At 40.8% G+C, this 14,494-nt stretch carries 15 protein-coding genes and 1 pseudogene; 6 read left to right on the forward strand and 10 right to left on the reverse strand.

All coding sequences use genetic code 11. From position 1 onward, the window contains the following. Positions 1-59: 59 nt before the first annotated feature. From RYO92_RS09995 to RYO92_RS10010, 4 genes are all read right to left on the reverse strand, one after another. A complete protein-coding gene (locus RYO92_RS09995; protein ID WP_007157010.1) occupies positions 60-323 on the reverse strand; it encodes an exodeoxyribonuclease VII small subunit in 264 nt (87 codons plus the stop codon). A 165-nt stretch (positions 324-488) separates the two neighbouring features. Beyond that, positions 489-1,907 (reverse strand): exodeoxyribonuclease VII large subunit, encoded by a 1,419-nt coding sequence (gene xseA / locus RYO92_RS10000; protein ID WP_315370294.1) that lies wholly within the window; start codon positions 1,905-1,907, stop codon positions 489-491. Between the two features lie 171 nt (positions 1,908-2,078). Continuing rightward, positions 2,079-2,636 carry a transcription antitermination factor NusB gene (nusB, locus tag RYO92_RS10005; protein WP_007157012.1) on the reverse strand — a complete coding sequence of 186 codons (558 nt, stop codon included), beginning with the start codon at positions 2,634-2,636 and terminating at the stop codon, positions 2,079-2,081. Continuing rightward, on the reverse strand, positions 2,629-3,012 hold the full coding sequence (locus RYO92_RS10010; protein WP_040649042.1) for an Asp23/Gls24 family envelope stress response protein: 384 nt from the start codon (positions 3,010-3,012) through the stop codon (positions 2,629-2,631). The genes nusB and RYO92_RS10010 overlap by 8 nt, the downstream gene beginning before the upstream one ends. 550 nt (positions 3,013-3,562) lie before the next feature. Here RYO92_RS10010 and RYO92_RS10015 point away from each other — a divergent pair. Further along, on the forward strand, positions 3,563-3,844 hold the full coding sequence (locus RYO92_RS10015; RefSeq protein ID WP_007157014.1) for a BrnT family toxin: 282 nt from the start codon (positions 3,563-3,565) through the stop codon (positions 3,842-3,844). Further along, positions 3,844-4,074 carry a BrnA antitoxin family protein gene (locus RYO92_RS10020; protein WP_007157015.1) on the forward strand — a complete coding sequence of 77 codons (231 nt, stop codon included), beginning with the start codon at positions 3,844-3,846 and terminating at the stop codon, positions 4,072-4,074. Before RYO92_RS10015 ends, RYO92_RS10020 begins: the two co-directional genes overlap by 1 nt. A 135-nt stretch (positions 4,075-4,209) precedes the next feature. On the opposite strand, the gene RYO92_RS10025 is transcribed toward RYO92_RS10020, so the two are convergent. Further along, a complete protein-coding gene (locus RYO92_RS10025) occupies positions 4,210-5,136 on the reverse strand; it encodes an N-acetylmuramoyl-L-alanine amidase family protein (RefSeq protein ID WP_315370295.1) in 927 nt (308 codons plus the stop codon). 400 nt (positions 5,137-5,536) lie between these two features. Beyond that, complete coding sequence (rfbH, locus tag RYO92_RS10030) at positions 5,537-6,892, reverse strand: lipopolysaccharide biosynthesis protein RfbH (protein WP_007157017.1); 1,356 nt, start codon at positions 6,890-6,892, stop codon at positions 5,537-5,539. A 315-nt stretch (positions 6,893-7,207) separates the two neighbouring features. On the opposite strand from rfbH, the gene RYO92_RS10035 reads away from it, so the two are divergent. The 4 genes from RYO92_RS10035 to RYO92_RS10050 all read left to right on the forward strand — a co-directional run bounded on the left by RYO92_RS10035 (position 7,208) and on the right by RYO92_RS10050 (position 9,524). Next, positions 7,208-8,524, forward strand: coding sequence for an AAA family ATPase (locus RYO92_RS10035; protein ID WP_007157019.1), 1,317 nt, complete (start codon positions 7,208-7,210; stop codon positions 8,522-8,524). A 218-nt stretch (positions 8,525-8,742) separates the two neighbouring features. Next, a complete protein-coding gene (locus RYO92_RS10040) occupies positions 8,743-9,027 on the forward strand; it encodes a DUF7724 family protein (RefSeq protein ID WP_314633360.1) in 285 nt (94 codons plus the stop codon). Continuing rightward, the gene (locus RYO92_RS10045; protein WP_007157021.1) at positions 9,011-9,253 is read left to right on the forward strand and encodes a DUF7723 family protein; all 243 of its coding nucleotides are present in this window, start codon (positions 9,011-9,013) and stop codon (positions 9,251-9,253) included. The genes RYO92_RS10040 and RYO92_RS10045 overlap by 17 nt, the downstream gene beginning before the upstream one ends. Then, the gene (locus RYO92_RS10050) at positions 9,237-9,524 is read left to right on the forward strand and encodes a DUF4160 domain-containing protein (protein WP_314633355.1); all 288 of its coding nucleotides are present in this window, start codon (positions 9,237-9,239) and stop codon (positions 9,522-9,524) included. Before RYO92_RS10045 ends, RYO92_RS10050 begins: the two co-directional genes overlap by 17 nt. A gap of 71 nt (positions 9,525-9,595) precedes the next feature. Here RYO92_RS10050 and RYO92_RS10055 read toward each other — a convergent pair whose 3' ends face one another. The 4 genes and pseudogenes from RYO92_RS10055 to RYO92_RS10070 all read right to left on the reverse strand — a co-directional run. Continuing rightward, positions 9,596-11,659, reverse strand: coding sequence for an IdeS/Mac family cysteine endopeptidase (locus RYO92_RS10055; RefSeq protein ID WP_315370296.1), 2,064 nt, complete (start codon positions 11,657-11,659; stop codon positions 9,596-9,598). A 331-nt stretch (positions 11,660-11,990) separates the two neighbouring features. After that, a pseudogene (locus RYO92_RS10060) lies at positions 11,991-12,722 on the reverse strand (DUF6577 family protein). A 270-nt stretch (positions 12,723-12,992) separates the two neighbouring features. Beyond that, positions 12,993-13,532 (reverse strand): hypothetical protein, encoded by a 540-nt coding sequence (locus RYO92_RS10065; protein ID WP_315370297.1) that lies wholly within the window; start codon positions 13,530-13,532, stop codon positions 12,993-12,995. Next, on the reverse strand, positions 13,522-14,494 hold a 973-nt coding region (locus RYO92_RS10070), incomplete at its 5' end, for a DUF6731 family protein (protein WP_315370298.1). The genes RYO92_RS10070 and RYO92_RS10065, both read right to left, overlap by 11 nt.

Consider the following 14,494-nt stretch of genomic DNA (forward strand, 5'->3'; position numbering starts at 1 on the left):
CGGCACCCTGATTCCTCATTTCGGCACCCTGATTCCTCATTTCGGCACCCTGATTTCCCTTAAGCATCCAAGCCACCCTTTTGCTCGCTGTCTAAAAGCTTCACCTGCTTTTCAATCTGGTCAATGCTTTCATTAGCTTCCTTCAGCAAAGAAACCGCCTTTTGGTAGATGGCAAAGCTTTTTTCCAAGCTATCCTCGCCCTCCATCTTCTCCAAAAGTCCATCCAGATTTTCAAAAATCTCGTTTAAATCCTTCTTTTCCTTCTGCTCTTTCTCCGCCTTCTTCAGCTTCTGCTCTTCGACTTTCTTTTCCTCTGTTCCCATACAGGCTCCTTTCTCTAGGCGTTTCTCCTATTCTATACCAAGCTGCTATTGCTCCGGCTTTTATACTTAAGCTCTATTTCGTGAGTTTTCCATGCATATCCACTATTGCTTTAACTTTTCCGGCCCAAACCTCTATTCCTTCGGCTTTTCCAATCCAAGCCTCTATTACTCCGGCTTCTCCGCCCCAAGCCGCTCTTCCTTCTGCTTTTCCAAAACCTTGGCCTTGGCAGTGCCGTCCGTAAAATGAATCTGTAAAATCTCTCCCATTTTCACCTGCTCCACACTGCTCATCCGCTTACCGTCTTCCCTTTGCACATAGGAAAATCCCTTGGACAGCAGGCGCAGGGGGGAAAGGGCATCGAATTGCTCGGAAAGGATAGCTAACTGATGCTTCTTCTTTTCCAGCTTCCCTTCCATGAGACTTGGAAAATGTCGATACCGCTCCTCTTTGTTTTTCGCAAGAAGAATTTTTTCCTTCATCTTGTGGGGAAAGACCTGATACTCTCCCATCCTGTCCTTGGCATTTGTAAGCTTTCGCTCCATCCACTGAGGGAATACCCGGTAAGGAAGAAGCGCCGATTTATTTTCCTGAATGCATAGTTCCATCTGCCTTTGAAAACGACTTTCCAAATCCAAAATTCTATGCTGTTTTCCCTGTAAAATGTTCCTTGGGTGAAGGACGGAAAAACGAAGTTCCTCCTCTTTAACCCTTTGACGCATTTTCTGAATAATACGCTCCATCCTTTGATGGAAGCTATAGGTATAGCTTGCCAAATCATCCACAAACTGCATATAGTCGAAAACTGCAAGCTCCGCCGCCGCAGAGGGAGTGGGTGCTCGCAAATCCGATACAAAGTCCGCAATGGTGGTATCCGTTTCATGTCCCACAGCGGAAATGATGGGGGTGTCCGCATTGAAAATAGCCTTAGCCACCGCCTCTTCGTTAAAGGCCCAAAGGTCCTCTATGGAACCGCCGCCACGCCCTACAATCAGCACATCTAAGCCCATCTGGTCCAGACGGGCAATCCCCTTGCAAATGGAAGCCACAGCCCCCTCACCCTGTACCAAAGCCGGATAGAGGAAAAGCTCCACAAAAGGATTTCTCCGCTTTGCAATTTGGATAATGTCTCTTACCGCCGCTCCGGAGCTTGCGGTAACAATACCGATTTTTCTGGCATACTTGGGAATCGGCTTTTTATACATAGCGTCAAAAAGCCCCATTTCCTGTAATTCCTTCTTCAAGGCCTCAAAGCGAAGGTAGAGATCTCCCTGGCCCGCTTTTTGGAAAGAATCCGCATAAATCTGGTAACTGCCTCCTGCCTCATAAACACCGATACGGCCGGAACACAGCACCTTCATTCCATTTTCCAACGGAAAAGCAAGCCCCGCCCTCTTTCCCGCAAACATAATGCTGGAAAGCTGCGAAGCCTGGTCCTTTAAGGTGAAGTAAATATGTCCCGAAGGATGCATTTTCAAGTTAGAAATTTCCCCACTGACGGTAATGTGGGAAAGGAAGAAGTCTTCCTGCATCATTCGTGCCAGATAGCGATTTACCTGACTAACCGTATATTCTTTATTTGCCATAGGCTGCTGTTGATATCCCGTCACATTTCAAGGCAAAGCTCCCGCCCGAAGTGCACTTTCTCCGCAAGGCATGCGCTTCAGACGTTCTAAAGAGCGAAGTCTCTGCCCGGGGAACACTTTCCCCATACAATAAAGCAATCGCCTCAGTGAAATTGTGATTTGGGATGAATTCTATCCTCTCTTTGGCGCTTTACTATCTTTAGCTTTTGATTTTACGATATGGAAAGACTTTTTCTCCACCTTTCCGGATTTGCTCTTAGAAGACTTGCCCTTCTCTTCTCCCTCACCCTGCTTTCCGGTGATACGAGCCAGGACACCATTGACAAAGGAGCCGGAATCCGCTCCCCCGTACTTCTTCGCAATCTCCACCGCCTCGTTAAAAACCACCTTATCCGGGGTTTCTTCCTGATACTCCAGCTCGTACAAGGCCAAACGAAGAACGGTTAAGTCTGTTTTTGACATACGACTGGTGGTCCAGCCCTCTGTTACCGCGTTGATTCGCTCATCCAAATGAGGAAGCCGTTCCAAAATCTTCATGACTTCCTGAGACAAAAATGCCTCCTCTTCTTCAGAAAGATGTTCTTCTTCCTTCTCCGGAAGTAAAAAGTCCTCATCCTCTTCCTTGCTATAGGAATAATGGCTCAACTGCTCCTGTTTTCCCTCTTCCGGGTAAAATAGGGTGGAAAACAAGAGTTTAAATTTATGGTCTCTTTCTTCTCTCTTATTCATTCTCTTTATTCACCACTCCGGAAATCTTAACATTGACTTCTCTGACTGTTAAACCGGTCATACTGTTAATGCTGGAAACCACTCTTTCCTGTACTGCCTTGGAAACCTCGGGAATCGCATAACCGTAGCAAATGTTTAAGCGCAAATCCACAGCCACTTCCTCACCGGAAATCTCCACCTTGACACCGCGAGCCAGATCCTTAATCCCCATACGGGAAACCAGGGCTCCGGACCAGCCGCCATCCATGGAATCTACGCCATCCACCTCCGTTGCCGCAATGCCGGCAATGATGGAAATGACCTCATCTGCAATGATAACCTCTCCAAAACTATCCTGATCCTGTTCTTCTACTCTATATGCTCTTTGTTCTTCCATGAAGACCTCCCATAAATAACAACAATCTTTTGGAAATTTTACCATAAAAACAGAAAAAAGGAAAAGAAAAAAGGAGGCTGAAGAGAAAAGTAAGAATTAGCTTCGGTTCTAGTGCGACAGGCAAGTCCCAACGGGTACGCTCCCGCTGGAATCAAAAAGAGGATGAAAAAGCCAAATTGGTTTTCTGTACAATATAGGCCTGAAATCAGGGGCACGCTCCCGCTAGCCTCGCCCTGCAGGGGTTCTAAGCTTTTACAAAACAAAAGCTAAGAACCCGCGGGCTCAGACTACCCCTTCTTTCAGACCTATATTGTCGAAAACCTATTCAATTCGCTTGGTTTTTTATATCCTCTGTTTATTTGCAAAGGGATTTCTTAGTCTAAAATCCGGCTATGCCTAGACTACCTTTACTCTAATCTCTTAAAAGAAGAAACTAACATCTCATCACAGACTGCATTCTCTTTATTTGATTTCCTATTAGTAATATAAATTTCCGCTTGAAGTATAATTATTATATAATTATACTGTACCTATAGAAAGGTGGTGCCCTATGGAATTCGAATGGGATGAAACCAAAAATCGGATAAACCAAATCAAGCATGGGGTATCCTTTGAAGAAGCAAAAACAGTATTTTATGATGAGCAAGCTTTGCTGGAGTATGACGAGCTTCATTCCGGAAATGAGGATCGTTTTCGTATCATTGGTTGCAGCGATGAGGGCAATATTCTTCTTGTAGTTCATTGTATACGGGAAGAAACTACAATACGCATTATCTCATCAAGAAAGGCAACTTCAGCTGAGAAAGCAGGCTATGAAAGGAGTGTAAGGTGATGAATGATAGAGATGATTTTTTAGAAAAAGAATTTGATTTTAGCAAGGCTATAAAAAATCCGTATGCTAAGGCTCTGAAAAAGCAGATAACCATTAACCTTGACGAAAAAGTAATTCTCTTTTTTAAGAACAAAGCAGAAAACACAGGGATTCCATATCAGACTTTAATTAATCTATATTTAAAGGATTGTGTGAAGAATAATCGTCAACTTGAATTATCATGGAAATAGAGAGCCTGTAAAAAATTATAATTTTCTACGCAATATAGGCCTGAAATCAGAGGTACGCTCCCTTCTTTCAGACCTATAGTATATAAGCTATTCATTTTTTTATTTTTTATAAATACCCTTATTCAAACAGCTTCTTTATTTCGCTACATCTGCGTCTTCATCTACTTCCTCTTCTTCATTGTCATTTTCGCCTTCGTCCTCCGGCTGTTCTTCATCCGGGACTTCAATGGGATCCTCTTCTTTTAAGTCGTACTGCTCCATATCCACTTCCACCTTTTCCTGCCAGGGATTTACCGGACCGGGGACATAGATTCCCATCATGGTATTTCCGTAGTGAGCCTGAAAGGTTCCATTGGGAAGAGCCGTAATTCTGGGAACGGAATTTTCTTTGAGTTCCGCCTCTGCCTTAGCCAAAAGCTCATCCAGCACAATACTGGGCTTTGTTCTATAGGTGCTTTTGGAAAAATATGTAGGCTGACCATTTGTTCCAAGGAACTGCCCCTGATCATTGACAGGATACTGACCCTCCACCTTGGTATTTACCGCCATACTGCCGTTTTCCGAAAAATAATAGGCGTAGCCGTCAATCACAGCCCAGCCCTTCATCATTTTCCCAAGATTCTTCTCTCTGTTATTGAGAAAATACCACTGCTCCCCATCCTTTAACCAACCGATCAGCAGCTTTTCTCTTTGGGGACTGATGTAGTACCAGTCCTCCTTATCCGAAATCCAGCCGGTTAAAGGCGTTCCGGCTTTGGTGTGATAGCCCCACTCTTTATTTTCATATACCCAAACGCCCTGCTCCCTTTCCTCCGCATGAACCAAAATGCTGCAAAGCAGGAATAAAAATAAAAGAAAGAGACAAGCCAAACCACGTAAAGCAGGAACAGGGAGGAGATTGTCTCCACTTTTCAACTCTCCGCCTTTTCCATAAAATTCCGAATTTTTCTCATCAAAAATAACGCGAGCCTTGCTAATGGCATAGGGCTTATGAGCCTGCTGCATTTTCTCTGTCAAGAGTCTATATTCTTCTTCCCGTCTTTGATATGGATTCCTCTTCATGATATATTCTTTCCCCTATTCCTTGGATTATAGTTTCTATTAAAACATTGTTGCTATTAGAGTATTTTTTCTATTAGAGCATTTTCCCATTGGATTCTTGTCTCTGCTGGTTTATTGTCTCCGTTGGATTATTGCCTCTATTGAATTATTGCCTCTATTGAATCATAGTTTCTATAGATTATCGGTTAGAATTAGGGAAAGAATAAAGGAGCAGTATAACAGCAGGCTTATGGAACTAAGTGTATTGATGGCTAACCCTTAGCTTTATATCTGTGATTTCATAAAAAATAAGCATATAAAAAACGGAGCAGCAGACCATTACAGTCTACTGCCCAATTCAAAAGGACAAACAAAATCCTGTCCCGACTCTATCTACATTTTTCAAAAACTGTTCTTAATCCTATAGTCCCTTTAACGCTTTTACCCCTGCGGAAATCTGCTCTGCCATATAGCTTAGCATTTCCTTGGTCATTCCGGGGTAAACGCCAATCCAGAAGGTATGCTCCATAATATAGTCGGTTTCCGTAAGGTCGCCTACCACCCGATACGCATCGGTGTTTCGAATCTGGTTAAAGCAGGGGTGCTTAATCAGGTTTCCGGAAAACAGCAATCGAGTCTGAATATTTCTTTCCTCCAAATAGGCAGTCAAAGCATTTCTCTTTACCGGAGAATCCTTTTTCACGGAAATCAAGAAACCAAACCATGAGGGATCTGCATTTTCCGCAGGCTCCGGAAGAATCAAGTCATCCGTTAAAGAGCTAAGCCGTTCCCGCAGAAAAGCCCAGTTTTCCTTACGTCTTTCAATAAAGCTCGGGAATTTCTTCAGCTGCTCCACACCAACCGCCGCCTGCATATCCGTAACCTTCAGATTATATCCGAAGTGGCTGTAGGTGTATTTATGGTCATAGCCCTTGGGAAGCTCCCCGTACTGCCCCAGGAAGCGGTGCTTACAGAAGTTATCCTGTCCGGAGGGGCAAATGCAGTCCCTTCCCCAATCTCTAAAGGACAAAATCAACTTGGACAGCTGGGCATTGTTGGTATATACTGCTCCACCCTCTCCCATGGTCATGTGATGAGGGGGATAGAAGGAGCTGGTCCCGATATCTCCCCAGGTTCCTGTAAATTTTGTTTCTCCATTAATGGTGTAACGACTGCCTAAAGCATCGCAGTTGTCCTCCACAAGCCAGAGAGAATGCTTTTCGCAAAATGCCTTTACCGCCGATAAATCAAAGGGATTTCCCAAGGTATGGGCAATCATCACCGCCTTGGTTTTCTCGGACAAAGCCTCCTCCAAACGACGAACATCAATGTTGTACTGAGGAACGGTCACATCTACAAAGACAGGCACTGCCCCATACTGCAAAGCGGGCGTTACCGTGGTGGGGAAGCCGCAGGCTACGGTAATGATTTCATCTCCCCGCTTAATCTGCCGCTCTCCCAGCTCCGGTGCGGTTAAGGTCATAAAAGCCAGTAAATTGGCAGAGGATCCGGAATTTACCAAATAGGCATGCTTCACACCGATCCACTCCGCAAATTTCTTCTCAAACTCATCCGCAAAGCGTCCAGTGGTTAGCCAAAAGTCCAAAGTGGCATCCGTTAAGGACAGCATTTCCTTCTCATCAAACACGCGGGATGCATAGCTCACTCTGTCCCCCGGCTCAAAGGGCTTCTTCTGCTCCTTAAAGCTATGGTAATACTCCGCCACCAATGCCTTAATCTCTTCCCTGGCCTCCGCTTCATTTTTCCAATTCTTCATTTATAGTTAGTCTCCTTTATTTCTTAGTTTAAACTCAAACTTTTCTGATGATACTATACGTTTTATTCACCTTAGTGCTTTTCTCATCCTATAGGCACCTTCACAGCCTATACAGGAATGATGGAAAAGCTATCGTTAAGAGTATAGGAGAATCTTTTTCTTTGCAAGGTATTTCCTCTGAAGAAATCTTATCTTTTCAGAAAAACCGGATTACAAAAATAGTCGAAAGCAGAAATTGGATATTAAAAATCAAATTTTTTGATATTTTTTCTTGCATTTAGTATTTCATGATGCTATTATCACCAAAGATGATCTATGGAGGTGGTCAATATGCTCATTGAATTTCGTTTTAAAAATTACCGTTCATTTCGAGACGAAACCGTATTATCTATGGAAGCAAGCGGCATTAATTCTTTAAAAAAGTCACTCATCCCTCTATCCTCTAAAGTAAAGTTACTTCCATCCTGTGCAATATATGGAAAAAATGGTGGCGGTAAAAGTAACGTCATTCGAGCTTTCTGGCTTGCGGTACAGTTTATCCGAAATGCACAGAGAACTCAGCATGATCGTGCCATCATCCCGGTTCGCCCATTTTCCTTAAATGATTATTCAAAAAATGATCCTACAGAATTTGAATTTGTTTACAGTTCTAACGGCGTTCGTTACTGGTATGGTTTTTCAGCAACAAGAGAAAAAATCTTTTCAGAATATCTATACCATGCTCCTAAAGGACAAAAAGCCCTCATTTTTGATAGAAAAGAGCAAAACTTTTCTTTCACAGAAGATAAATCCAAAAGAACTTTAATCGGGAAAATGGTTGCAGAAAATCAACTGTTTTTCTCAGTAGCATGTACTATGAATGACGCAGCATGCGTTTCAGCCATGCAGTGGTTTCGAAATGAAGTATATTTTTCTCGTGACTATTCTGATATTCCCGGTCAAATCTTAGAGTATGCAGAAGATAAGCTGATGCTAAAAGCAATTTCTGATTATGCCAAGGCTGCAGACTTAGGCATTTTGGATGTTCAATTCGAAATCAACAATAAGGAAGTTCGATCAGATGGACCTCTTCCTACAGACATTCCGGAGGACTTCAAAACTGAATTATCACAATTTATACGTGCACTCTCTGAGACCTCCTCTGACGGCACCATTTTACTGCAGCTACAGGAAGTATCTGCTCAAGCAAGCCACCAAGGCGTTAAGAAAGACGGGAAAAAAGATAATTTTTACCTGGATCTTTCTGATGAGTCTGATGGCACCAGAAAGCTTATGGCTCTTGCACCCGCCATTGAATCGGCATTACGAACAGGTGGTATTTTACTGGTAGATGAACTGGAAAAGGAACTCCACCCTCAATTGATCAACTTCGTTGTCGCAAAATTTCAAAGTAAAGACAGTAACAAAAATGGAGCCCAACTCATTTTTACCACTCATAACACAGAGCTTTTAAGCCTGGAATACCTTCGAAAAGATCAGATTTATTTTGCAGATAAACAGAATAGCGACGGTTCTTCCGAACTTTATAGTATCAGTGAATTCTCCACCAGGACCAGTGACAATATCCGTAAAGCGTATCTGGTTGGAAAATATGGTGCCACCCCTAATATTGAAATCGAGGAGGTCGAATAATGCCTCACTTTTTCCAATGTGCATGAAGCCATTGAATATTTGCAGTCTTTAAAAAAAATAAATGATTTTCACTGAAAAAGAGGAGGGCTAATCCCCTCCTCTTCTGGTTCTTAACTTTGCTAAAGCTTCTTGTTAAAGCTTCTTTTTGATCAGGCTATTACTCTCTATATTTTTTTGTGATAAAATATGTAAACAGTAGAAAGCACAAGGAGAAAAGAATGGAAGAACGAAAAAATTTAGCATTTCTAAGCAATTCCGGTAACTATAGCATTTTCCAATTTCAGAACGATGTTATACGCTTTATGACCTCTCCTCGATTAGAAAAATATCAGAAAGTCCTAGAATGGGATGCCGGCTATTTGGTTGTAATTGCGAAATATAAGGACTTAGCAGAAATGGAAGAATATATTGATTTAGTTCCTATTCTGGAAGACCTTTCTTATGATGTCGATTCCTTTCTATCTCATATTAAGGAGGTGAAAATCCGTGAAGCTACAGGATAAAAAGAAAATTGCAGATGAAGCCGATATGATTATCAATGGCTATGCCTTCACAAAAAAAGAAGACAAGGTCTTCGTTGTCCACTTAGAATCCTTTCACCATGTTGCTGTAATTTTCCATGATAATATTATTGAAACGAATATGGATGAAATTGAATGTCAAATCGTTTTGGATTATTATCACAAAAACAAAGAATTTTTGGAGAAGAACTATGCCGAAGTATTATAGTTACAAAATTCATGGTTATTATCTCTATTACACAGCATCTTGCGTCATCGAAGCGATGCATGTTCATGCCAGTGATAAGCGACTTACAGAAGCAGGATCTGCAAAATTTTTTGTTAAAGAAAATGGAGATACCACAGTAGCACATAGCGGTCTCCTCTCCCAAAGAGACATCCGCCTTATTCAAAATTTCATAAAAAAGAATTACAAAGAAATGTATTTAACATGGCGTGAATTATCGGAACAAGATTTTTACGGAAAAGAGGAGGGCTAATCCCCTCCTCTTCTGGTTCTTAATGAGTACCGCTTGCAAAACTTGCGGTATCTCATTTCTCCTATTTCCTTTTAATCTTCCAAGTCTTCCTCACCGCCAAACCGCAGATACTGCAAACTATTTATTCTCGCACCATTCGCCTCATCACTGATGGCATTACTGAGAAAACTAAGATTTCCTTTGCCCTTTACGACATAACGCTTCATAGCCACATCCGTTTCCACTCCGGTTTCATCCTGGTCGTCTGAGTCCGTTACATACACAGCACGGAGAAGACCACTCTCATCATATTCCGCTCCCCAGAGGGTAACCACATGATTATAGCTAAAAGTTGTATAAGACAGGCAAACAACGAAGTTATTAGACAGGTAATGCTGCAGACTATTCCCTAAATCACTCAAGCTGTTTACAGATTGCATACCGGTTTGCGGTTTAGTTCCTATAATCCCATATAAAAATCCACCCCTTGCATCCGGCTGCAAATCCTTATCTTCTATATTGGTTTTTCTGTCTTCCTTCGGCGTATAGCCATTCAGGAAAAGATCCATAAGCGGAACCGTATAATAGCCAGTCTCATTATTGCCATATATTTCCTTAAAATACTGATAAATCAGACTTCCCTGTTGCTCTACCTCCTGATTCATCATTTCCCTTAAGCTATATGTATTAGCACCTATCGTTCTGATAACATCCCCGTTATCTTTGATATAGTCCTGTATTTCTTTTTTATTCTCCCTCAAATACCAATGCAGAGTATTGCTGGCTGCTGCCGCAAAGCAAAGATTTCGATCAATCTCTTTATTCGTTCCAAAGGGAGCTTTGTTTACATCAAAATAGCCCTGTCCCTCCTCAAAGGGAGCTTTATAATCAATGTATCCATGGTCTTCCGACTTCCGAAAATCACCATTTTCTCCCAATTTGGGAGCTTTAACACCTTTTACAAAAAGAACGGTACGCTTTTCTCCCTCCTCTGTTTCATATTCTACTGTATTGTTGTTTTGTCCATTTTCAATTTTTTCTAAAAGTTTCTTCCGCTTGGCAAGCTCTTCTTCCGCCTGCTTTCTCTGCTTTTCAGCCCTTCTTGCCAACTCTTCTTCGGAAAATGTATTTTCTTTTTCCGTCGCTTCAGGGGAAAATCCTGTATTGTCTTCAGTATTACTTACAGAATCGTATTTGCTATCACCGAAAAGGTCTCTTTGCCTTGAGTCGCTCTCAACCGTACCGGAACTATTGCCGGCACCAAAATGAAAGCCTCCGCCAACAGAACTTGCAGAAGAGCCGGAAGCACTTGAAGTAGAGCCGGAAGCACTGGCAAAACTCGAGCCGCTTCCGGAACCGAAGCCTCCGGAGCTTGAACTGCCACCGAAACTTGAGCCACCGCCGGAACCTGAACCGCCGCTAAAGCCGCCTCCGCCACCGGAACCACCGCTTCCACCGGAGCCGGCAATACCCTTAATCCCGGTATTTTGTGCTTCTCCATTTGCATTTATCTGCTGTCCCTCTGCAACTCCTGCCTTAATTTCCTTTTCCACCTGCGCAGAGCGCCGGGAAGAAACGCCCTTCCCTTCTTCATGTACCGGCTTTCCATCCTGAACCCACTGGCCGTTTGCGGAAATGCTGTATCCATCCGAAGTCTTCTCCTCAGTAGCCATGGTTCCATTATCTTTTAGAAAATAACAATAGCCGTCCACCCAGGTCCAGCCCTGGGCCATCTTTCCCCAGTTTGCGGTATCCGTCTTCAAAAAATACCATTTTCCGTCTGCCAGAATCCAGCCATCCTGCATTTTCCCGGTAAGCGGGTCAAAATAATACCAGCTACCGGAAATCTCCTTCCAACCCTTCTGGTTTTGTCCTTCCTCCTGATACTGCCACTGTCCCTCAGCCTGCACCCATTTTCCCTCTGCTTGGGCCGTTAGGGAAAAGAACGGAAGGGTCAGAGCCAGAGGAATAGACAGCATAAAGGAGCGAGAAAAAACGGAAAAGGGATGTCCCCCGTTCTTTCTTGCTCCAATAGTTTTATCAATATATTTTTGTGTATGGTTCCGCACAAGCTTCTGTGAATGCTTTTCAGCTGTATGATAAGCTCTAAATTCTGCCAAGCCATCCTTGACTTGACTATCCTGATCCCATCCCATAATGCTTCTCCTTCTATAGGCGAGTCCATTGTCCTAGGATAGAAACTAACAATCGTCTTCCAATCATATTTCTTAGGGATGGCATCGCTTAAACTAATTTTGCAAAAATGCAAAGTAAAAATCGTAGGTAGTACGGATGATTGAAGAAATTCTGTACTACCTGCAATTTCGGCAAAATCATAAAAAATATAAACAATTTTCACGAAAGGAAACTTATTTAATTATTCATTTATAGTAATCGTTACGAAGCCAAACACCTATCGTTGTGGTGCAAAAGTAGTCAATTTATCTCCCAGTATGCACTCAACGCTTGGAACTAAGGCCTGTAAAATTATTTTTTATCAGCATATTGCGATCCCATTCTTAAATCCGTTTTATCTATATGTAGCAACACCTTGCTCTTTGCATTCCTCCTGCTTGCATATCGAAACAACTTACTCTCATCAATATAAAAATCCTGAAACGCCTGATGAAAAATATTATCTTACTCCCCTCTACTGACACAGGATAAAAGAAGCTTATCTGCCACAAGATCTACCAGCATCTTTTCAAGCTTAGTTTCCCAGACAGCTCTTTCACCCTTCGGTGATTCAGAAATCAGTTTTTTTATAATAATCATATCATCTGACCAATACTGATGAAATGTTTCCACGGAAGGATTCAAGAGAATCTTACCGGTATATTGTTCTTTTAAGGAATCAAAAACATAGGTTCCCAGTCCTGATTCCACGGAGGCAAATATCACATTATGGGCAATCTGATGATTTACAAATTCATTTAATTGGACCAGTTCAAAAATGCGAAAATCAAGTTCCGGGTATTGTTCCTCAATCTTTTTGGCAAGGTCTAACGATAACTCCGAATACTGATAAGAGTAATTTCTCTTCGAATCCTCTGCTATGTGATAGCTATTTCTACCTACGCGATAAATATCCCCATTCTCCAATAACTTCTGAAAATTATATCTTCCTGAGTCTTTCCTTTTATTTTTATTTTCTTTCTGAAAGGCAGTAATAAAGTCTTCTCTGGAGAAGTTTTTTTGATGCGAAAGATTATGTACCATATTATTCTTTGTTCTACCTCTATATTCTATAAGTCGGCAAAATTTTTATTTTTTGCCGACTTACATATTTAGGCATGTCGAAATCGCTATTCCGGAAAGGCAGTAATGACCTGTCCGGAATAGGAAATCGATGTATTGCTTGGTTACAGGATAGCTGTAGGAAGAATAAGCCTAGATAAGAAAAATCTACTAGTCTGAAAGCTGGCGAACTCCCAATGGACAGAAGTTATTTACAATCAATGATAGCATTATATCTCAGTCATTGTTCATCTAAGACTCTTCATTATTTAACCTATCTCTAAATTCTTGTTCCTCTTCTGATATAATATGAAATTTTTCATCGTTAAAATAATCAATGTCTTTTGAAAAAATTAAATCTAACATATTGTCTATACTACGATATGTACAAAGTAAAAAAGCACAAAGAAAATAGACAATAATATATAAAGCATATTTATAGTAGCTTGTACCAACATATTGATCTCGGATAAAAATAGAAAGTGCAACCATTATCACTAATATGCCCATAAGTAATGTTTGTTTAATATATTTTAAAAATAACTGTTCCTTATCTTTTTCAAATACATATTTAACAATTTTTGAGTCATTTTTCATACTCATTATCACAGGAAGTATCGCTCCAAGAAATCCAATAATTAACGACGATACTGTAATTATAGCTTCTAACGCCGAATTTAAATTCTCGCTTTCCAAGAAATTAGTATGTATTAGAGCTATAGGAACGGTAATGCCAATTGGTAAAATATACGGATAAAACAATTCAATATTTTTTTTGATTTTATTTATCATCGCATAGTTCCTTTATTTTGACAGCTTGCTCTTTGTATTTTTCTAACAATTTTAACTTAGCATATTGAAAATCTAATGACTTTTTGGCCTCAATTTCAAAAATAATATAATCGTGAAGTACATTTTCGAATAAATCAATGACTTCTATTCTAGACTTGTCATCATCTCTCATTGTATCAGACTTATATTTTACCTTCGCAGAATTTATTAACCCAGGGTTGCTCCATAAGTCTTCAATCAAATCTAATGAATTCTCTTTATTTAGTTCTGCTGACTTACTTCTCCCAACACTAATTGATATCTTCCCCATTACACCTGAAAATTTGCCAAAAGAACGAATTATATCTGCTAATCCTCCTGTAGCTGCTTCAGGTTGAAGATTTGCAAACGAAAATTCAATGCTTCTGATTGTTTTTTTTCTTAACTCTTCCTTCGTGAATTTATCTGCAATAGGAAGAAATTTTATTCTTTCATTTGATTGTTCTCGTGTAAGGTTAATCCACTCCTCAAGTCTTCCGATACCAAGTGAATGCCTATTTTGTTGTACCATACACGCACTATTGGATCGATCATATAATAGAATTAAATCTTCTCCGATATATTCATTATTTTCTAAAGGAATTGGAAAGGCTTCCTCTCCCTCTTTAACTTTTGATGGAACATTGGCATCTCTTAGCTTATAAAGCCGCATCACATAAAAATCCGTACCTTTAATGTTCTCCACTTTATCAAGGTTCGCTAGGCAATCTGATAATTCTATATTATGGTGTTTCTGTTTTTCCATTAACATTAACCATTCAGCTAAATTATATTTTCCCTTTTTAGTTAGCTCTTGCCCTTCATTTTTTTCAAATTTTATTACTTTATAATAGCAAAATTTTATCCGTCGTCTATAAGTAGTCACCGAACCTCCTCGTATTATATAGTCATACCCATTCTTTACCTGTTCTAAGGTATAGGGT

Source organism: Oribacterium sinus, from assembly GCF_963553175.1.
GTDB lineage: Bacteria > Bacillota > Clostridia > Lachnospirales > Lachnospiraceae > Oribacterium > Oribacterium sinus_B.

What these genes read in the sequence shown, in the direction of transcription:
- RYO92_RS09995 (WP_007157010.1), bottom strand. Translation starts at nt 323, where the DNA reads ATGGGAACAGAGGAAAAGAAAGTCGAAGAGCAGAAGCTGAAGAAGGCG.
- xseA (WP_315370294.1), bottom strand. Translation starts at nt 1,907, where the DNA reads ATGGCAAATAAAGAATATACGGTTAGTCAGGTAAATCGCTATCTGGCA.
- nusB (WP_007157012.1), bottom strand. Translation starts at nt 2,636, where the DNA reads ATGAATAAGAGAGAAGAAAGAGACCATAAATTTAAACTCTTGTTTTCC.
- RYO92_RS10010 (WP_040649042.1), bottom strand. Translation starts at nt 3,012, where the DNA reads ATGGAAGAACAAAGAGCATATAGAGTAGAAGAACAGGATCAGGATAGT.
- RYO92_RS10015 (WP_007157014.1), top strand. Translation starts at nt 3,563, where the DNA reads ATGGAATTCGAATGGGATGAAACCAAAAATCGGATAAACCAAATCAAG.
- RYO92_RS10020 (WP_007157015.1), top strand. Translation starts at nt 3,844, where the DNA reads ATGAATGATAGAGATGATTTTTTAGAAAAAGAATTTGATTTTAGCAAG.
- RYO92_RS10025 (WP_315370295.1), bottom strand. Translation starts at nt 5,136, where the DNA reads ATGAAGAGGAATCCATATCAAAGACGGGAAGAAGAATATAGACTCTTG.
- rfbH (WP_007157017.1), bottom strand. Translation starts at nt 6,892, where the DNA reads ATGAAGAATTGGAAAAATGAAGCGGAGGCCAGGGAAGAGATTAAGGCA.
- RYO92_RS10035 (WP_007157019.1), top strand. Translation starts at nt 7,208, where the DNA reads ATGGAGGTGGTCAATATGCTCATTGAATTTCGTTTTAAAAATTACCGT.
- RYO92_RS10040 (WP_314633360.1), top strand. Translation starts at nt 8,743, where the DNA reads ATGGAAGAACGAAAAAATTTAGCATTTCTAAGCAATTCCGGTAACTAT.
- RYO92_RS10050 (WP_314633355.1), top strand. Translation starts at nt 9,237, where the DNA reads ATGCCGAAGTATTATAGTTACAAAATTCATGGTTATTATCTCTATTAC.
- RYO92_RS10055 (WP_315370296.1), bottom strand. Translation starts at nt 11,659, where the DNA reads ATGGGATGGGATCAGGATAGTCAAGTCAAGGATGGCTTGGCAGAATTT.
- RYO92_RS10065 (WP_315370297.1), bottom strand. Translation starts at nt 13,532, where the DNA reads ATGATAAATAAAATCAAAAAAAATATTGAATTGTTTTATCCGTATATT.